The organism is Mesorhizobium sp. LSJC280B00 (genome assembly GCF_000502835.1).
In the GTDB taxonomy this organism is placed as follows: Bacteria; Pseudomonadota; Alphaproteobacteria; order Rhizobiales; family Rhizobiaceae; genus Mesorhizobium.
On record NZ_AYVL01000024.1, the window covers coordinates 41,495 to 61,557 of the forward strand.

A 20,063-nucleotide genomic window follows, 5' to 3' on the forward strand; every position below is an offset into this window, starting at 1 on the left:
TTTTTGCATCTAGTCTGGGCATGAATGGACCTCTCCTGGAGCAAAATAAACGGTCCGGCGCGGCGAAGCTTTCCCACGCTAGCATTCAGCAGTTTCACCGATCGCCTCATTGGCTGCCCCTAGCGGCTCTGACCATACGTTCTGGTGCTCTTGGACCCAAATGAACTGCACCGCGTTGTTTGCGAGCAGTGCTGTGCTTCGCAATCTGATGGAAAAATCCGACGCCCCTGCTGCACCGCAGCCAGCTCCTGGAGCCGAAGCGCGCTTTCCGTACGATCGCGCGGCGGTTGAGCGGTTTCGACAGGCATTTCCGCGCGCCAGGTGGAGTTACGAGCGCAAAAGCTGGTTCGTGCCGGGAAAGACTGCCGCGCGGCGCATCCTGCGCTGGCAGGCGCAAGAGGCGGATCTACGAGTAGCACATGATGACAGCAAGGGACGGGATGCCTTCGCCTTCGATCCCCTGTCGAGCCGGTATCTGGAAGTCGCGGACGACCTACGAATCCGCACGCCATATTCGCGGACGGTTCTTGAGGAATTGCGAGCCGTTCCATGGGCGAGCTGGGACGACGAACTGCGGGCCTGGAGGGTGCCTTTCCGCTCATACGAGGAGTTGAGGCGCCATTGGCCAAGCATCGAAAGGGCCGCAGGCCGCGCAGAACCGGAGGCGAGGAAACGGCGACGGGAAGCGTCCAAAGACTCCGAGGAATATAAAGCCGCTAGATTGCGGTATGCCGAACGCAGGCGACGTCGCTATCCACTGCCCCCTGACGATTTACCCCGGCTTGGCCGTGCCGTGGCGACGGAGCAATACGGCATTGTGGTCTTCACCGAGATTTCGGGCGAACTCGTCGACGCCTCGGAGTTAGCAGCGGTCTATCCGCATTTGATCGAGGCGAACGTCGACCATGTCTGGGGCAGATGGCGTCCGGCGACGTTGGCTGAATTGATTAGAACATGGCCCGCTCGGCGTGCTGCCGAGTTAGCGGAACGGCAACGAGGCTGGTGGCAACCAACGCTGCCCGAACTCAGGATAGCTCGCCAAAAAGCTCGAAGCCTGGCCCGAAGAAGGGCAAGGCTTGGGCCGCTTCCAGCGTCTGTCCGGTTGCTCTAGTGTTGAAATGTCAACCGATCGGAACCTTCCATGTGCAGCAATTGCGAACAACATATGAGCTGGCTGAACATTGCCGGATGATGGCGTCGCTGGCCTTGAAGATCGGGACGCATGAAACCGAACTTGACCTGCCGTAGGCGCGCGACACGCGCATCAATGATCTGGCTCCAATAACCCGCGTGGCAGCTGAAGCCAGCGTCGGCGTTCTTCGAATTTACCGGACGAAGTACCCGAAGGCGAAGGATCCATTTTCGCTCCACGCTCCGCGTTTATGGCCATCGCCGACCGAGAGGAAGTTCGCCGCTCCGCTAACACGGGCCTGGGCGCGCCAAGGTCATCGCTGAATGTAAAGCCATTTCTGCAGAATTCGACGCACACAATGCTGATCCGAGGCCAACTGGGAGTGCATACCCCAGCTTGGAATTGTGCGGAACCGTACGAAGCCGATTGCAAGCAACCAACCTGGTTGGCCGGGCATTAGCAAAGCATCAATTTGGAAAGCATCGGGAGGAAGACCATGCTGCACGTTAACATGCCTCGCGAATTTGAGGTCGGCGATGAGGTTGCGCTGGCAGGTACCGTCATCACGATTCTCCCCAGCGGGCGCGCCAGGGTGAGCATTCCTTCGTATGACCATCCTTATACGATTGATCCGCCACCCAAAGTCCGGGCCGGCGACCGAGTGGTTCTTGTTGGGGACGTCACCCGCATCGATTGCGGGGCGAACAAACTCTCTGTGCGGATTGACTGCGGCGGGGTGATCACGGTCGACAAGTCGGCGATCACTCGGCTGGGAAAGCACCGCCGGACTTCAGCGGGTTGACGCTCCGGCGATACAACGGCCGGTGTCGGCGTAGGGAAGATGCCAACGCCTTTGAACAGCCCAAGGGTGCGGCGCGGTCCAGCCGGATATGGAGCGGACGAACGGATAAATGGGAACTCGACAGCTAGGGCACGCGTCCAGCGTAGTGCGTCCCTGGCGTCTTCGGATTACTGGTGAAGCAAGTCGCAACCGCGCCTCACCTGCCGTCCAGCGTTCGGATTCGCGATCGTCGCTCTCGGCAACAGGCGACGCGCCCGTCCAGGACGTGTCGCACGTGTGCGCTGTGGAAGGAGACGCCCAGCACATTTCGGGTGAAGGCAGCGCGGGCATCGCGATTGATCGTAACCTTTCTCTGCAACGAGCGCCTGATCGCCGGTCAGCAGTTTCAATCGCGATGGGCTCCGGCTCGTACCCATTATGGAGATCACATGTTCGTCCCGGCCCCGATGCCGGCAATAGGTCTGCTTCGGAGCGTCGCGACGGAACTGGGCGACATGGTTGCGGTGGAGTAAGCGCCTCCCCTGGGTTAACAACCCGGTCGGTGACGGCCGCGACCGCATCGACAACAACCGCAACGGCAATCAAGTCGTCGCTGAAAGGCCGCAAGGTATCTGTCACGACATAGCGTGCCGGCGAAGCTCCGCCCTTGCGACGGGATTCGTTGTAAGCCGATCAGACGGCAACGCCGGGCCAGATGAGCGAGAACTTACCCTCGGTGTGGGTCTCGACCAGGCTCGACGTTCGTCGAGGGTCGTCGGTAACTGCCGACTATGAGTCAAGGTCGTAGGGCTCGTGGCCCAGCTCGTTGTGATGAAGCGCCTCTGCCATACACCTGATGTCGAACGCCTGACCGCACGCCGGGCAGACGACGAAATACTCCTCCTCCCGAAGTGGCGATGCATCGTGGTCTTGGGGGATGACGATGTCATTGTATTCGTCGGGCATTGGGTCCTCCGGCAACGCCGCCCGCCATCCTGGAAGGCCTGCCGGCAGGATTTGTTTCAAAGTTACTGCGCTTAAGAAGGAAGCCCTGAGCATCGATTGTGGTCCGATGTCCGGTTTCGCTGGCAATAACCCTTGCCGAGGCCCGCCGCTCCGATGAACGGTGATCTGATGGGCATCAGCTGCGCAAAATAGCTCCGCAATCGGGCACCGGCGTTGGGCTGTTGAAGCGCCTGCCTTGCCGGCAGCTCATCCAGTCGCTGGCGGCGCTGGCGGGACATCGTCGGCTATTTCTTGCCTCAGCCTTGGTCCTTTGCTGAGCCGGCGACCGAGCGCATCGACGAAATTGTCATAGCGCTGCAAACCCTTCGCGCGGGCTTCGGCCTGTGCGGATTCCGGCAAGGCTGGGGTCGAGTTGAGCCAAAAGCGGACGAACAGTGCCAGCGTCTCAATGGGTGCCCCCCCGTCCCTTTCCTTCCGCGGAGCCGCACGGCACAAATGCGCAATGGCAGCCCTGCGTCGAGACGCAAGATCTGACACCCTTGGGTTGCAAGGAAGCCGAACCGCCAGGGTGCCGCGTCCGATCTTCGAGGGTTCGATCACAGGCGTCTTTGTCGAGGTAAGGCTCGATCATACCGCGCCACACGTCTTCGACCGCTTTGCGGAGGCTGTTGCGAAGGCACCCGAAATCATCGAATGCCATATGGTGATTGGTGGTTTCGACTACCTGGTCAAAGCACGAATAGCTGACATGGCGACGTTTCAGGAATTCCTGCAGCGGGTCATTCTGCCGCTTCCTGGTGTCAGGGAAACGCATCGTTTCGCATCGATCGGTGATGTGAAGCCCGACGCGTTGTTGCCGCTTTGACGCCTGCGGATCGTCCTATCGATCACACAAGTGTCCACACGACCTAACGGGTAGCCAGTGGGGTGAAGATGTCTTCGGTCACATAGGGCGCGGCCAGCGTTGTCGTTCAACTATGTCAAAGTTACCCTCGATTCCTGGGGACTTGAGACACGCGCCCTCTCCGCGGCAGGCCATTTCCCGCTAGCGCATCGCTGACTGGCCAGGACTGCTTGATCTCACCCCTTATGCCACGCTTCCTCGATCGAGACGGTCGCTCGCGTCATCGAGCTTTGTTCAATCTCGCCGTCGTTAGCATGTTGCGCGGATGTGACCTTGTGAAGACCAAGATCGAAAGCTTGCTCATCGGTCCGAAGATGCGGACGCGTGCGGTCGAGCTTTTTCTCTAGCTCGACGGCGCAGAAACGACCGAGGATTACTTCCAGACCAGAATTGATCGTTCGGCGCATATGAGCACAAGGCAATACTCCCGGGTGCTCGATGAATGCGTTGAAAACGATCGGTGTTCGGCTCGAGGATTCCTGCACGCATTCGCTTCGTCGGGCCAAGGCTTCGATCATCTACAAGGCAACCGGGGAAGTGCAGGAACTTTCAATTGTTCGCCGGTTCAACTACGCTTATTCGATTGCCGTGTCGAACGCGCGGCCAAGGAGGAGGAAGGCATGCTTCGGATCGCCACTCTTGCGACTTTCAGCATAGGGCTTGCCGTTTTCGCAACCATATCAGCGCCACAATCCCAAGCCGCACCTTGCGGTATCGTGCACAAGCAGGCCCGCCAGCCGCTGAGTGATCAAAATTTCTGGCTGCTCGCTGAACATGACGGCAAAGCCTTCGTCGACCAACGCACTTGCCTCGTTGCCCGGCTAGACAGGCTTGATCAACCCGCAACGCTGAGCGACGCGATGGGGTACTGCGCTACGCTCGGGCAAGGCGGGCCGTACGGCGACATGGGCTGGCAGCTTCCGACGATGGCGGAACTGACGAGCCTCGATTCGGCGGACTGGCCAAGCCAGCGCGAGGCGTTCGCGCAATACAAGCTGCCGCCGCTCGCGCGTAGCGAAACCGAATACTGGACCCGCACTGAATGGCCGGGCCTGGCAGGGTCCTTTGCGGTCGTTGCGTTCAGTGCCCCCACCACTCTGGTGCGTCCGCTTGAAGCGTCCAAGAAGGCAGGCGTATGGTGCGTTTTTGGGGCGCCCGCCACAGGCTTGGACTAGCTAACCTGGCAGCCCGCGCAGATTGGTTGAGGTTAGGCCCAAGGCCGGATCGTGACCTCCCGCATTCGAACCGTGGGCGCGAACGATGCTTGGACGGGCCAAGAGAGCGGAAAAGACAATTCTTTACGAAACGTTAACTGCATCGACACTTAGGCACGGATTTCCGTAACGGAATGCAAAAAGCCACGTGTATCGACAGACAAACCGTTCTATCTTACTTTAGCAGTGCATTTTAAAGCGAAGTTGAATTTGAATTGGCCACGCTTTCCGTGGCCGATCCTCGCTGTAACGAGCCAATACAAAACTAATCCTGCAAAAATATTGCCTATAGAGGAGCGATGAGGCCGCCGCTTCGGTGGCCGGGGGGCTTTTGTGCATTTTCTTTTGATCGTCTTGCTGAAGAGATACATCTTCAATCCGGCGATCGTCGTGGCAGCGTTTCTTGTCTACGGCGAAGGGATTGACCTTGCGGCAGCTCAGCAAATGTGCGGCCCCGCGCTATCGCAGTGCGACCTGCAGACCGACCCCGCATGCCTTGAACGCACCTATGCGTGCGGCGAATATGATACCGTCATCCAGTCGCTCTTCGTCGAACGGTTCGAACCGACGCCTGACCAGAAATACTTCGTCGGCGCCTCGTTCTACGGCCGCCACATTCGCGAACGCGCCGCCGGCGTGCAGTGCGAGATGGTGAAGTTCGCGCGCGAATACCTGAGTGACTACCTGTCCGGAGTCGAGGCCAAGTTCACCACCAGCGGCTCGTTCGGGACGGTGCGACAGATGGATCAAATCTATCATGCCGCGCAGATGCTGACTGACCTCGGCGACGTCACCGGTTGCCCGGAATCGGCGCTCACACGCGCCACCGTCGAGGACATCGCCCGCAGTGAGGCCGTACGCTATGCGCGCTCCGTGTTCCTGCAGCCGCCGCCGGAAGCCCGTTCCTCGTTCAAAACGCTGCAAGGCGCGCTGAGCGGCTTCGTCAGTCGGGCGTCCGATCTCGAAACAGGCATCGCTTTGCGCCGCGTCGAGATCAAATCGGCCGATACGCACTTGAAGGCGATCCGCGTCATTTTCGCGGAGATCTTCGGACCGGTGAGCGGTGCGGGCGCGACGCTGGTCGCCAACACCTCAATCCTCGACGGGCTGGCGGCGAAGACGACGCAGATGCTGCGCTCCGTCGAAGTCTCGGAGGAAGAGTTCAAGCGGGCGCTCGGTGACGTAACGCCTGAGCAATACGCCAATCTCAATCGCAAGACGGTCGCAAGCGCCGAGGACTTTCTCAAAGTCTCCGCCTTCCACATCAACATGATCGGGGTGCTGCTGCCGACCGATCCGGCAAAGCCCTTCTGGCGACTGGATGCCGAGGTTCATGCCGACAACGCGGCACAGGGCGCATTCAACGATCTCGCCAAGATTAAGGCGGACTGGAAGGCGCACGGCGCTGCGACCGGCATCTGCGCCCAGGCTGGCGCGGCCGACAGGGTGTGGTACTGCCGATGACAAGCTTCCGAGACATTGCGTTGTTCGTGATCGTCAGTTGCGTGTTGGCCGGCAAAGCCGGCGCCGGATCGATCCTGGAGCGCGCTTACACGTCGGAGAAGCTCGATGGTTTCTGGAACGCGACGCTCTCCAGCGCGACGCCCGAGACGACCCGGTTCAGCCTGCTCGCCCCCGGCCCCGCCGCCGTCGAACCGAGTCACGAGGCGACGCAGCCCGATTTCGGCCTGCCCTTCACCGGCGAGGTGATCGGCGAGGCGTCAGGCCCCTCCGGCGGCAGCCGCAGCGTCGGCTTTCCGGTCATCCCGCTTTCGGCCGACGACGCCTCGGTGCTGATGCGACGCCTCGCCTGGGCGGAGATCTATCTGAGCCGCTACCGCTTCTTCGCCCCAGTCTCGACCGATAACGCCGAAGAGCTCGCCGCCCTCGTCGGCCGACAATACGCCGCTGGCGTCGAGGCCTATCTGATTACCGGGCGGCTTTACTTCTCCGGGGCCGACTTGCCGGAGAAATGCCGGCATCTGACGCGGATGAACGAGATCGATGCCGGGCCTTTATCGGGCGCAAGCGCGGATGTGCTGCCTGCCGCCTGGCGTCCGCTATTCCCGATAATCGAAGCCGTACGCGCACGGCTCGGCTCGGACGCGCTGGCGAAGCTGGTCTGTTCGGCCAAGCCAGTGCGCGGGCGCGCCGAAACGACCAATCTGATCGAAACGCGGGTGCGCGGGCAGATCGTCAAGGCGGTCAGGACGAAGGTCGACGACACGCTCAACCTGATGAACGCCGCTTCGACCGAATACCAGTCGCTGGTCAACGAAATGGACGTGTCGATCAAGTCTGCCGAGGTGATGGAGTTGGAACGTGTGCTCGGCAACGCGCAGGCCAACATGGTGCTCGTCAAGGAGGATCAGCTGAAGGCAGCCGAGACGATCGCCACGCTGCAAGCCGTCGATCTCTCCAGCCTCAACCAGCCGGATTCGCTGAAGGAATTCGAAGACGGCAAGGCAAGGATGACGCAGATCGTCGGGCAGATCGAAGGCGTGATGACGGCCCTGTCCGGCCTCGCGCATGTCGTCGACGATCCGACAATCACGGCAGAGCTTTCTTCCTGCGCGGGACTGGCCGGCGCGTATTCGGCGCTCGACCTCACGCTCGAGACCGGCGCACTGACCGCAAAGATCAACGGCCCCTACGAGGACTGCATCAACCATGCCCGGGCTGTGGTCGGGCGGTTCCAGAACCCATCGCTTTCCAAGGTGCAGATGGCCGAACTTGCCCGGCACGTGCGCCAGATTTCCGAGGTCTTGTTGACGACGGGGCAGCCATGAGACGGTTTTTCCTGCTTTGCGGACTGGTCGTCGGCTTCATCTTTGGCGCTGCCGGAATGGCGCGCGCGCAGGACTGCATGGCGCTCGATGTTGACGCGGCGGCCGGCCATGCCGGCGAGCTGACGACGCTGCTCAAGATCGCCAATTTCCGCGCCGACGTGAAATATATGGGTGAAGTCGCCACCGAACTCGAACAGTTCCTGACGACCTGCGGCAACGAGGCGACCGGACGGCTGGCGATCGTGTGCGATTTCGACTGCCACCTGCAACTCGGCCGCTATCGCTTGTTCCTCGCCGCCGACATGCCGTTCCTGTCGTCGGCCAGCGGCGTCAGCCGCAACGATACGCCGGTTTCGCCGCAGGCGGCGCAGGAATTCGGCCGCCAAGGCATCGAGATCGTCGACCGGGGCCTTCGCATTCTCGCACGACAGCAAGGCGGTGACCAGGGAGCCGCGGCGGGAGAGGATGCGAGTTACCGCACCTTCGTGCGGCAGCTAACGGCGCTGTCCTCTTTGAAGATCCAGTTGCTGATGAACACCGGCGACGTCTGGTATCAGACGCTCTCGGAGGCGCGCGTCAAGGCACTCGACTTCCTGGTCAGCGATACGCTGGGCGCTGCCGGAGGCGCCGGCCTCAACAGTCAACCCAACCTCTCCAAGGCCTACACCAATTACGAGGCCGCAATGTGGGTGCTGGTCGAGACGGAGATGGATATTCCGGGCGAGTCCACCTACGACGACCTACGCGCCGATCTGCTGCTTCAGCAGAGCGACCTTGATGCGCGCATGGAAAGCGTGCGCAAGGGTTTCCTGTTCCTCAACATCGACCCCATGCAGTTCACGACGATCCCGTTCGAGGAACTGCAGCAGGCCCTGGCCGAAAGCGAACAGCGACTGACCGAGGTCGAGCGCAATGTCGAGGCGCTGGTTGAGCGGTGGTACGCCAACAAGGAAGGCGAAGCGACGCGCGCGCTCGACGAGGAGCGGACGATCCGCAGCCAGGAAGTCAACCTGATCGCCCACAAGATCGGCAAGCTGGAGCACGAAGCGCAGACCTTCGCCACCACCGTCCAGCAAGAGATCAACGCGGTCGACGCCGAGAAGGACACGTTCGGCTATCGCCAGCAGATCAGGTCGCTAGAGATCGAGCTCGGCACCAAGATCGCCGAGTTCGAGAACCAGCGCCGTCAGATCAATGACAGACAGGAACTCGACCTAATCGTCCTCTCCAAGGAGGCCGAAGTCGAGCGGCGCAACGAACTGCGCTGGCTGCTGAACTGGGAAATGACGCAGATGAACCTCGATCTGCAGATTTCCTCGCTCGAGAGCCAGATCACCGAATATGCCCGCCAGACCGAACGCAACGCCAACGAGCTCGAACAGGCGGTTCGCCAGCGGCAGATCCTTCAAACGCAGATCACCAACAACCAGGGTGCGATCGGCCGCGCCAACGACGCACTCACCGAACTGCAACTGCGCCAGACCGACCTCTATCAGCGCCGCCGGGCCGTCGACCGCGAGCAGCTTTGCGGCATCGAGAACCAGCTTGCCCTGATTGGAGACACGGCCGACCATCCGTTCACGCCGCTGCTCGCAGGCGAACAGGTATGCCAGACTGTGACGCCGGCCTTCACGCGCAACCAATACGTTACCCAGATGTGCGGCCCGGACGGTCAGTCGGGCCTCAGGGCGCAGCTCGTGAACACGCAGACACAAGCGAGAGCGTTCCTGATGAAGTGCGTCATCGGCAACGCCGACTTCGCCGATGTCGAGCCGCTGATGTCCGACCAGCAAATGATCACGTCGAACATCCCGCTGCCGCAGGAACTGGCGAACGTCGATTGCGGTTCTTTTTCCCAGACGGAAACCGACTTCGCCAAGAAACTGTACGAAGCCGAGCGGGACGTCTATGCAAAGAAGAAGGCGGACCTTGAGGAGGCGCGTGACCAGGTCGACGGCCAGCTGACGGAAGTGATCACCTGGTTTGCCGCGTTCAACGGCACCACACAGGCCGCGCAGATCATCCTGACGTCGGTGCAAGGTGCATACTCGATCGGCGCCGCAGTGCCCGAAATCATCACCTGCGCCTGCGGTTTGGGCAGCGGCGTCGCGACGGTGATAGACGTCGCCAAACCGATCAGGGCGGCCTTGGAAGCGGCCCAATCCATCCTGTCGACGATCATCAACACCGGCCAGATCTCTCAGGCGAATATAAATGAAATCAATGCGCTGAAGCAGCGTCTTACGCAGCTCCGCCAGGCGATCGAGCAACTCGATCTTGACAAGGCCCTCAAGGCAAGGGCGCTGGTCGACACGCATTTCCAATTGGCCGGCCGGTTGGCGCAAGGGGCGCAGGACATCAAGGAACTGGCGCTGCAAGGCTCGATGGCGGCCGTCGACTGCCAGAGCCAGGATCTCGGCATCGACGAGCAGGTGGCGCGGCTCAAGTCCGACCACGAACGCATCCTCGCGGGGCTCGATCTTCAGGCGCGCGAAAACGACATGCTCAGTTTCCAGATCACCGACCAGCAGCGCACGATCGACCGGCTGACCAACGAGATCGGGATTCTCAATCTGGAACTCGACAAGCTGTCCCTGTCGGAAGCCCAGCTCAACCAGGATAATGCACGTGTCGCCGAACTGGTCGCTGCAACCAACGGCCGCATCGACCGCGTCCGCGCTGCGCAGACGACAGTGACCGGTCTCGCCGAGGAATCAAATGCCTCGACCAACTTGATCAACGAGCTGCGCGACCGACAGAAGGAGAAGATGCTGGCGCTGAACGATGCCGAACTCGCCTTCGTCGAGCAGCGCATCACGCAGTCGCGCGGCAACACCGAGGAACTCGTAGCAGGCCTGAACCAAGCCAAGGATCTCGGTCTCAAGAGCCGCGCGCTGCAGGACAGCATTCTGAAGTTCCAGGGCAACGTTCAGGCCGAGGTGACAAAGCAGCAGGAGAACATGACAAAGCTGGTCACCCAGATCGACGATCCGGCGGCGCGCAAGAATCTGTTCATCGCGACCCAGGACACCGTCGCCGACCTGATGAAGGGCATTCCCGAATATCTGGTGACCAAGCGGCGCGTGCTCGAGACCGCCAACCGGCTGATGCACCTGATGCGTCGCCGCTTTGAAGTGGTGCAGGCCTTCACCGGCGAGGCCGCAACCGTGCCCGTGGTCTATGTGCGCAACGCAACCCAGCTCCAGGCGATGATAGACGACATCGTTGCCAAGCGCTTCTTCGACGAGCGGCAGATCAATATCGATGTCGCCCAGATCGTAGTGCCCGCCAATTCCGGTTTCGCCCGCAAGCTGGCGCTCGACGAGAATGTCGAGTTCGAGGTTTCGCCCTTCGCGTCGACCGACGCGCTGATGAAGGCGAACGGCTATTTCGCGCTGTGGGCGCCCAACAAATTCCGTGAGCGCAAGAACCTGACCCTGATCGATGTCTTCGTCGGCACCGACTACCAGTGCACTGGCGCGCAGTGGAACCGCTTCGCCTTGCAACACCGCGGCAGCGGCTTCGTGTTCAAGCCGCTGACCAAGGGGTCGAACGAGGTCCGCGCCGACATTTCGGTCGGACCAGAGCGGGTCGCCTTGCAGACCTTTTTCAACCAGGCCGACAGCGGCGACGAGATCAGCCGGATCATCCGCTACTGGGTGCAGGATCGCTACCAGGCGCGCAAGTTTCCGCGCGCGCCCGGACCTTCGAACGACACCAGCCTGATCCTGCCCTATCTCGGCGCGCCGCTTATCGGCTCGTACCGGCTGTCGCTGCAGCCGAGCGACTGCCCCTTCGACGGCGCTGTGTTCACCCTCTATTTCATCTTCGCGAGCGCGTCATGAGAGCCATCGTCGCCACAGCAGCGCTCGCTCTGGCGTTTGGCGCGACGGGAGCGGCCGCGCGCGACCTCTTCGTCGACAATCTCGCCGGCTATACAATCGAATCGCGCGTTCTCGACGCTCCAAATTGCGAGGGGCCGGCCATTCCTGACGGCACGCTGAAGACCTTCGAGCAAGGCCTCTGCGTCTTCCACCGCCCAGCCCGCAGTCCCGACGACAGCCAACGCGCGGCCAGCCTGATGCGGGAGGCACAGACACGCGGGCTGCCGCCCGTCCACCAGCAGCTCGCCGGGCTGGTTTCAGGCCTGGCGATCTGCGCCGAGGCGACGCGTCACCTCGACGCCTACCGCGCTTCGGGCAACCAGAGCCGGATGGAGCAGACGCTGTTCTGCCGCGACCGGCGGCACAGCCAGGCAGACCTGAACGCGATCGAATGGAACCATGCGCTGTTCGAGTACGCCGACGGGCTCGCTTCGAACCGGACGCTCGAGCAGAGGCTGGCCGAGGTGAGCGCCTGCCAGGCTGGGCCCTTGAGCGCCGATTTCGACGCCCAGTGCGGCCTGATCTCCAATCTGTCCGACATCGAGATCGATGCCTTCGCCGACGGGGCGGCCGACAATGTGATCGAGAGCTACTTCGCCAGCGTCGAGAGCCCGATCACGGCGATGTTTTCCCGCAAGCTGAAACGCGCCGAAGGCCTGGTGCAGAGTTCGCGCGCCGGCATCGACGACATCAAGGCAGGCGCCGACACAGTGAACAAGGAATACGCCGCGCTGAACCAGGTCTACGTAGCGGCGCGCGACACCAGGATGGGGCCGATCTACAACGCCTACCGCGAGGCGATCCTGAGGGCGACCTCGATCCTCGACGAGTTCGACCGCTGGAAAGGCGGACTGTTCATAACCTCGGAAAACATCAACCTGATGCCGAAGATCACCGAACGGTCGGGCGAGATCGCGGGCGAGAAGACGCGGGTAGAAGGCCTCGCCTTTGGGGGCAAGGCGAGCGCGCTGATCGCCGACATCAAGCGCATCATCAATGCTGACGCCGAAAACCGCGCCGCGGTCGGCGCCCTCTGCCGCATCTACTTCTGCGAACTGACCAACCGCCGCGCGATGGCCGACGTCATCCGCACCTGTCGTCGGCCGGCGCTCGCCAACAATCCGCTGTGCGTCGGCCAGAACGGGCAGGTCACCAATGGAACTCTTACGGTCGATTTCCAGGGGCCGCACTCAATCTCGGTTAAGGCGCTGTGCCAGTCGGCTGGCCTCGATCCGTTGATGACGGAGGTCAATATGGACCCCACCCGCGCCGCAAGCTGCCTGAACGAATTGCGATGAGACAGGCGGCCGTCTTGCTCACCCTGCTTCTCGCGGGCGCTTCGGCGGCCCGCGCCGAGCCGCAGCTTGCCGCTTTCGTCACCGACCAGAACAACGACGTCTATGTCGCGCTTTTCGACGGCAAGGCGGTGGAACTCGCCGGCTGCACCAGCGGGAGCCAGGCGAAGCGGCTGCTGCACTTGCCCGACACCGCCGCGGTCTCGGAGGCGACGCTCGCCAAGCTTCAGGCTGAAAACGGCTTTGGGGCGCAGCCGCGGTTGCCATGTCCCGGCACGGCATTCAATATCGCCTGGCCCGCGACGACCGCGATCTGGGCCGATGTCGAGGCATCGGGCAACTATTATCTCCCCTCTCTCTCGGGCGGCGGCTATTTCGCCGTGCCCACCGCCTGTGTGGAGATCAAGGCGGCGCTCGCCATCCGCGAGCGCCTGCAACTGCCGGGCGTGCTCCAGGGCTTTGTCGCGCCGCCCGATGTCGGGACACCGTTCGTACTCGATTGCGGGCGCGGCGATCTTAGCGGCACATCGGATGTCGCGGTGGCGAGTGCGGCGCGCTGGAGCCTGCACCGGTTCGAAACTTTCCTCAGCGCCGAAAGCATTGGCGACACGGTTTTTGTCGTGGGCTACACGCCGCCGGGCGAAGGCGCGCAGCCCTCCTACCTGCCGATTGTGCGCCTCGACGGCAAGGCGACGCGCGACATCATCGCCGATGCACCCGCAGCGGAAGCGGCGGAGGAGAAACTGCGGTCATTCTTCGGCATCCCCGAGGCCGAAGCCGTAACCCCGCTCGGCGCCGACGCGGTAGCTGCGCTTCGCTCGGCGCCCTTCATCGACCTGTGTCTGTCGAATTGCGATGGCTATCAACGCGAGCACGCGGCCTTCGCGCAACCGGGCGTCGACCTCGGCTTGTCGCCGCTGTCCGCCGGTCTGTCAATCACCTCGCTCGACCCCCTCGGCAATGCGCGGCTGGACTGGACCTTCGCGCAAGGGCGGAACCTGTCGTTCACTGGCTGTCCGCTTCTGACCTCGGCGCTCGGCCTGTCCGCCCCCGGCATTGGCGACTGGATGGACGAGACGGATCGCGCGCTGACTGCCGCTCCGTCGCCGGGTACCGGCTTCGACTGCCGGGGCTCGGCCAGCGATACGTGCGTTCGCCGCATCAATGATGGTGGCACGCTGACACTGATGCAGTTCTCCTCTGAGGGCGATTGCGCCGGGCGGGTGAATCTCAGGCTCGAACTGCCCGCATCGGTCCAGGTGCCGCAGACGCTGATCCTGAAGGGACTGCCGTTCAAAACGGTGCACATGGCGCCGGCCCCCGGCGTCGCCCGGGCACGGCTCGTCGGCAACCCCAACAGGGTGCCGGCCGGCACGTCCTCATGCATCCTGTCGGCAACAGGCGTCATCATCGTCGCGGACGGATTGCCGCGGCTTGAACTCGAGCGGATCGATCTGGCGCGGGCAGCCGCTCAAACAACCGACGAGGTCGTTGCCGTGATCGCGCAGAACGGCGCTGTCGCGCTCGACGATGTGACCATCGGCACCGTGGCGGACGGATTGTCGCCGATGGCGCGCGGCGCGTCGCTGTGCCTGGCCGATCTTTATGCGCGCGGGCTCAGGGTGGAGGCAGACATGCTGGCGATCCAGGGGGTTCGGGCACGGCTGCTGATCTCGGCCCAGGCGCCCGCCCGCTCCACTATTGTCCGCGCGCGCTTCGGCGCGGTGCTTACCTCCGACAGCCTGATGCGGATGGACTTCACCGACATCGCCGCAGCCAATCCGCTGGTGCTGCGCGGGGCGGTCGTGGCGGGCCGCTCGGATGGGCTCGCGCCGATGGCAGCTGGCCTTGCGGTCGGCTCCGCCATCCAGCTCGAGCGCGGTTCGTCAGCGAATTTCACCACCTCGACGGTGTCGGGCTTCCGCTGCGCGGTCAGTTTCGCTGACAGCGCCTCTAGCGCCAGTTTCCTGCTGCCGGGCAACGACATCGCACGCGACAACACCAGCCGGGCCTGCGGGCCAGGCCACTTCAGCCTGGTCGAATAGAGCGGAGAGGAGAAACCAGATGAACCGCATCGCCCAATCGCTGCTTCTTCTTCTGCTGCTGGTGCTGCTTGCGGCGATCGACGCCGGTCCGGCCCGCGCCGAGGAACCGAAGGTGGTTCTGTTCGAGGATCCAACGCTGAACGTCACTCGCTTGCACTATCCCCTGCTCATCTCCGAAGGACGCGGCTACCGCATCCGCTGCGGCGCCCAGGCAGACGAAGAGGCGGTGATCCGCGGACTGGGCTTCGCCACCGTCCCGTCACAAGTGCTGACCGCCGTCGACAACGCGGTCATCGCCGCCGAACCCGCCGCCAATCCGCTGTTGTGTCCATCCGACGAGAACTACCCGATCAAGGTCTTCGCGCACGACGGCGGCAGCGGGATCGTATACTACCTACAGTTCCCGACGGATTTCGGGTCAACATCCTTCTCCGACCAACTCTACATTCCCGGCTGCGCGCCCCTCGTCGCGGAACTGAAGCTCAACCTCAATCAGGCGACTGACGCCGACCCCACCCCGTTCTTCGCCGGAAAGGTCCATACCATCGCATGCGTCGCGGGCCCGCCGGTTGCCGGACGGCCGACGACCTTCGCCAGCTGGTGCAGCAAGGATGACCTTGACCCGGCCCAGCAGACGACGGTCGAGGAACTGCTCGATCTGACACCCGGCGGGGCATCCGCGCTGGGCAATCCGGCGGCTTGCGCAAGCGCGCAGGACTTTCTCGCGTCGAGCACGACGCTCGACCTGGCCGGGCGACGGCTGACAAATCTCGAGCCGCTGGCGACACTTACCCATCTGACGCGCCTGACCTTGTCCGGCAATGAGATCGCCGACACGCGCGATCTGGAAAAGCTGACCAAGCTTGCGTTTCTCGATCTGTCGCGCAACCGGATCAGCAACATCAACGTGACGGCCGTAATGAAGGATCTGGCCGACGCCGACCTCAGTTCCAACCAGATCGCCGACTTGCGGCCGCTCGCCTCGGCACGGGCGCTGACGCGGCTGGTTCTGGCCAGCAACAAGATCACCGACGTGTCGCCGCTGCGGTTTCTGCAAGAACTCACGGCGCTCGATCTGTCGAAGAATCGGATCGCGGATGCGAGCGCTTTGATGGGCCTGACCAAGCTTGCCGCTCCGAACCTGCGCGCGAACCGCCTGGCCACGGCGCAGTCCGTCAGCGCCATCCTCCCGTTCAATCCTTCGCTGGACGGCAATCCGGTCTGCATCACCCGACCCGAGCAATCGACCGCGGTCACCGGGAAGATTTTCGAAGCGTGCATCACGGCAATCAAGGAGGCCGACGTGGTGCTGGCAAACATGCAGACCGGCAAATGCCTGGCTGTTGCCGAGGGGCGCGTCGACAACAACGCGCCGGCCGTACAGTTCAACTGCGACGGCGACCAGTGGCGCCGCTGGAAGCTGGTCGAGACGGATGACGGTTTTCAACTGCAGAACGTGCGAACCGGAAAATGCCTGACGATTGCAGGCGGGGTCAGCACCGACAACAACGTTCCGGCCCTCCAATTCAGCTGCGACCGGGACCCGTCGCGGCGCTGGAAGCTGACCGCGACCGGTGACGGCTTTCAGGCTGAAAACGTGCAGACGGGGAAATGCCTGACCATTGCCGGCGGGGTGAGCACTGATGACGACGTCCCTGCCCTCCAGTTCAACTGCGACCGCGATCCGTCGCGGTTCTGGAGCATCCGGGCGGCCGACCCCGAAGTCGTGCTGGTGAACCGGCAAACCGAAAGGTGCCTTTCGGTCGCGGAGGGACGAACCGACAACAATGCGCCGACGGTGCAATTCGACTGCGACGGCAGTCAATGGCAGCGCTGGAGGCTGGTCGAGACAGGCGATGGTTTCCAGGTGGCCAACGTCCGGACAGGCAAGTGCCTGACGATTGCCGGCGGAGTCAGCACCGAAAACAACATTCCAGCCTTGCAGTTCAACTGTGACGGCGATCCTTCACGCCGCTGGAACCTGGTCGAGACGCGCGATGGAGTTCAGGCGGCAAACGTCCAGACGGGCAAGTGCCTGATCATTGCCGGCGGGGTCAGCAACTTGAACAACATCCCGGCCCTTCAGTTCACCTGCGACCGCGATCCGTCGAGCTATTGGACCATCGAGGCGGCGGACGAGATGTAACGCTGCCAGTGGTTCGGGCTGATTGAGCCGCATCGATCAGCTTGGGCCTCTAAAGGAGGAACCAGATGAACCGCATCGCCCAATCGCTGCTCCTTGTTCTGGTCATGCTCGTGACCGCCGGCGCCGGCCCGGCCCGTGCGGACGAGCCGAAGGTTGTGCTGTTCGAGGATCCAGCACTGGAGGCGAACCGGCTGCATTATCCGCTGCTTATCTCCGACGGGCGCGGCTACCGCATCCGCTGCAAGGACCAGGCGGACGAGGAAGCGGTGATCCGCGGACTTGGCTTTGCGACGGTTCCCTCGGAGGTGCTAACCGCCGTCGACAGCGCGATCGTCGCCGCAGATCCCGCCGCCAACCCGCTGCTGTGCCCATCGGGCGAGACATACCCGATCAAGGTGTTCGCGCACGATAATGGCAGCGGTCTCGTCTACTACCTGCAATTTCCGTCAGACTTCGGCGCGACGACATTTTCCGACCGGATCTACATTCCCAGCTGCGCGCCGCTGGTCACCGAGTTGAAGCTCAATCTCGACCAGGCGCTGAACGCCGACCCCACGCCGTTCTTCGCTGGCAAGATCCACACCATCACGTGCCTCTCGGGCGCGCCGCTGGTCGACAAGCCGACCACCTTCGCGAAATGGTGCATCAAGGGCGACCGCACGCCGGCTGAAACGGCGACGGTGATGGCGGTGCTCGATTCAACACCCGGCGGGGTCTCCGCGCTCGGCAACCCGGCCGCCTGCGCCACCGCACAGACCTTCCTGGAATCGATCACGACGCTGAACCTGAGCGGCAAGGGCGTGCAATCACTCGAGCCCATTGAGGTGCTGGCGAACCTCGCCAGCCTGTCGATCGCCGACAACTCGATCGCCGACCTCGGGCCGCTGACCATGCTCAAGGTGCTGACCTTCCTCGACATTTCCAGCAATCACATCAGCAACATCAACGCGCTGGCGCCGCTGACTGCGCTGACGCGGGCCGACGTCTCCGACAATGACGTCACGGACATCCGCGCGCTCTCAGCACTGGCGCTGCTCACAAACCTTTCGCTCGACAACAACAAGATTGCCAGCCTTGAACCGCTGCAATTCCTGCAGGCGCTCTCGACACTGTCCATCGGCAACAATGGACTGACAGGCGACATGCTCGAACCACTCAGTGCGCTCGGCGGCCTGACCAGCCTCAACCTTGCCAACAACAAGATCGAGACCTTTGCCAATCTCGGCAGCTTCCCCTCGACGCTAGCCATCAATCTTAGCGGCAATCCAATCGTCGCGGGCGGCGGGCAGAACTTCGTTGACCTGTGCGTGCTGCACCGCGACGCGGCGACCCCGCTTGGGCAGACCATTCGCGCCATGGTCGAATTGGAGGGCGGCGGGACGTGCTTGGCGGTCGGCAACAAGCTGCTGGCGACCACGGCGCTCGACCTGTCGTCCAAGATCGTCAGCGACCTGCGTCCGCTCGCCACCTTACCGCAACTCACCTCGCTCAACCTGTCGAGCAATGACATCACCGACGTCGCGCCGCTTGCCGGTCTGACCAACCTAGCCATACTCAACCTGTCAAAGAATTCGATCACTAATGTCAGGCCGCTGGCGGCGCTGCCGGGCCTGATTAATCTCGATCTTTCCGACAACCCTGTGCAGGCGACCGAGTTCCTGTCGGCCTGCCTGATGCGGAACCAGACCGACTTTCTGACACCCGCGCAAGCCTCAGAAGTGAACGCGCTGCTGTCTATCTCAGGCAAGACTGTCTGCGGCAGAGCCTATGACGATCTCAGCTCACGCCAGTTCGCCGATGCGAAGAACCGCGGGTTGACCAGCGTCTCGCTGTTCCCGGTGATGGGCAATCTGACCTCCATCGACCTGTCCGACAATCAGCTGTCCGACGTCGCGGCGCTGTCGGCAGTACCGGGGCTGACGAAGCTTTGGATTCGCAACAACCAGATCCCTTCGATCCAGGGGGTATTGCAACTGCGCCGCCTCGAACAACTGAACGTCGACGGCAATCCACTGTCGAACCTGATCGGTGTCGGAGTGCTCAACAAGCTGACAAAGCTCTATTTCTCGAACACGCACGTGCAATCCGTGACGCCCTTGGCGGATCTGCCGCTGCTTGATGACGCCGGCATGCGCAACCTGCCGCTGCAGTACGCCAGCTTCGCGGAATACTGCATCGTCTATCGGTTCGATTCGATCGCGCTCGGGGACGCGCGCGGCTTCATGGCGGCGCTTGAGAGCCGCATGCAGGCCGACCACGTCGACAGCGCCGATTGCAGCGCAGCGCAGAACTGGGCGCAGTCACTGACCAGTCTGACGCTGAACAAAAAGTCGATCATCGCCGTCAACCCCGTCGTCCATTTCCGGGCACTGGGCGAACTCAACCTGTTCGACAATCTGATCACCGACGCCTCGCCGATCGCATCGCTGACGGGGCTTCAGAAACTGAACCTGGCCACCAATCGGCTGTCGGCGATCCCGCGCTTCGGCTCGGGCGGGCTCAAATACATCTACCTGGACGACAACCAGATCGCCAATGTCGGCAATCTGTCGAACATGCCGGCGTTGTCGAATATCGATCTACGCAACAACCGGGTCTTTGATGCACTGCCGCTCGGCTCGCTTCCGGCGCTGTCGATTGTCGATCTGAGGGGCAACCGGATCGAGAACTTCGCTCACGTCCATCCGGTGATCGGAAAGTCCTATCTCGGCAACAATCCGATCTGCTCCTTCCCGCAGCCGCTCCTCCCGCAAGTCGCCGAAGCGTGCAACCGCGAGCCGTTGCGCATCTTCGATGGAAACATTCACTTGCACGACGCGATCGCCGTCCAGCCTTCGGTCATCTGTCCGCGCCCGAACTGCTTGCAGCTCATCATCGTGGGCCCGCAAATTCATCAGTAATGCCTAC

Annotated in this window: 13 protein-coding genes and 1 pseudogene; 11 read left to right on the forward strand and 3 right to left on the reverse strand. The window is 62.5% G+C overall.

Annotation, left to right across the window (positions count from 1 at the left end):
* The first annotated feature begins 208 nt into the window (after positions 1 to 208).
* Positions 209 to 1,111 (forward strand): hypothetical protein, encoded by a 903-nt coding sequence (locus tag X773_RS65850; RefSeq protein ID WP_023679168.1) that lies wholly within the window; start codon positions 209 to 211, stop codon positions 1,109 to 1,111.
* Positions 1,112 to 1,628: 517 nt separating this feature from the next.
* Positions 1,629 to 1,934 (forward strand): preprotein translocase subunit YajC, encoded by a 306-nt coding sequence (locus X773_RS65855; protein WP_023679169.1) that lies wholly within the window; start codon positions 1,629 to 1,631, stop codon positions 1,932 to 1,934.
* Between the two features lie 768 nt (positions 1,935 to 2,702).
* Here X773_RS65855 and X773_RS65860 read toward each other — a convergent pair.
* Both X773_RS65860 and X773_RS78375 read right to left on the reverse strand, forming a co-directional pair.
* Positions 2,703 to 2,879: a hypothetical protein gene (locus X773_RS65860; protein WP_156937418.1), complete on the reverse strand. Its 177-nt coding sequence runs from the start codon at positions 2,877 to 2,879 to the stop codon at positions 2,703 to 2,705.
* Between the two features lie 246 nt (positions 2,880 to 3,125).
* Positions 3,126 to 3,356, reverse strand: a pseudogene (locus X773_RS78375) (CopG family transcriptional regulator); the annotation flags it as partial.
* Between the two features lie 25 nt (positions 3,357 to 3,381).
* Between X773_RS78375 and X773_RS65865 the strand changes: the two are divergent.
* Positions 3,382 to 3,744, forward strand: a complete 363-nt coding sequence (locus X773_RS65865) for an Lrp/AsnC ligand binding domain-containing protein (protein WP_245274781.1) — start codon at positions 3,382 to 3,384, stop codon at positions 3,742 to 3,744.
* Between the two features lie 215 nt (positions 3,745 to 3,959).
* Here X773_RS65865 and X773_RS76665 read toward each other — a convergent pair whose 3' ends face one another.
* Positions 3,960 to 4,301: a hypothetical protein gene (locus X773_RS76665; RefSeq protein ID WP_198023624.1), complete on the reverse strand. Its 342-nt coding sequence runs from the start codon at positions 4,299 to 4,301 to the stop codon at positions 3,960 to 3,962.
* 102 nt (positions 4,302 to 4,403) lie between these two features.
* Here X773_RS76665 and X773_RS0138975 point away from each other — a divergent pair, with 102 nt between their 5' ends.
* From X773_RS0138975 to X773_RS65905, 8 genes are all read left to right on the forward strand, one after another.
* Positions 4,404 to 4,958 carry a DUF1566 domain-containing protein gene (locus X773_RS0138975; RefSeq protein ID WP_031212469.1) on the forward strand — a complete coding sequence of 185 codons (555 nt, stop codon included), beginning with the start codon at positions 4,404 to 4,406 and terminating at the stop codon, positions 4,956 to 4,958.
* A 372-nt stretch (positions 4,959 to 5,330) separates the two neighbouring features.
* On the forward strand, positions 5,331 to 6,461 hold the full coding sequence (locus X773_RS65875; protein WP_245274782.1) for a hypothetical protein: 1,131 nt from the start codon (positions 5,331 to 5,333) through the stop codon (positions 6,459 to 6,461).
* Positions 6,458 to 7,786: a hypothetical protein gene (locus tag X773_RS65880; protein ID WP_156937419.1), complete on the forward strand. Its 1,329-nt coding sequence runs from the start codon at positions 6,458 to 6,460 to the stop codon at positions 7,784 to 7,786. Before X773_RS65875 ends, X773_RS65880 begins: the two co-directional genes overlap by 4 nt.
* Entirely contained in the window at positions 7,783 to 11,631 is a 3,849-nt protein-coding gene (locus tag X773_RS65885; protein WP_023679177.1) for a hypothetical protein, read from the forward strand. Before X773_RS65880 ends, X773_RS65885 begins: the two co-directional genes overlap by 4 nt.
* Positions 11,628 to 12,968: a hypothetical protein gene (locus tag X773_RS65890; RefSeq protein ID WP_023679178.1), complete on the forward strand. Its 1,341-nt coding sequence runs from the start codon at positions 11,628 to 11,630 to the stop codon at positions 12,966 to 12,968. Before X773_RS65885 ends, X773_RS65890 begins: the two co-directional genes overlap by 4 nt.
* 14 nt (positions 12,969 to 12,982) lie before the next feature.
* The gene (locus tag X773_RS77560; protein WP_198023625.1) at positions 12,983 to 15,010 is read left to right on the forward strand and encodes a hypothetical protein; all 2,028 of its coding nucleotides are present in this window, start codon (positions 12,983 to 12,985) and stop codon (positions 15,008 to 15,010) included.
* A gap of 19 nt (positions 15,011 to 15,029) precedes the next feature.
* Positions 15,030 to 17,156 carry an RICIN domain-containing protein gene (locus tag X773_RS73835; RefSeq protein WP_023679180.1) on the forward strand — a complete coding sequence of 709 codons (2,127 nt, stop codon included), beginning with the start codon at positions 15,030 to 15,032 and terminating at the stop codon, positions 17,154 to 17,156.
* A gap of 65 nt (positions 17,157 to 17,221) precedes the next feature.
* Positions 17,222 to 20,056: a leucine-rich repeat domain-containing protein gene (locus X773_RS65905; RefSeq protein WP_023679181.1), complete on the forward strand. Its 2,835-nt coding sequence runs from the start codon at positions 17,222 to 17,224 to the stop codon at positions 20,054 to 20,056.
* Positions 20,057 to 20,063 lie beyond the last annotated feature (7 nt).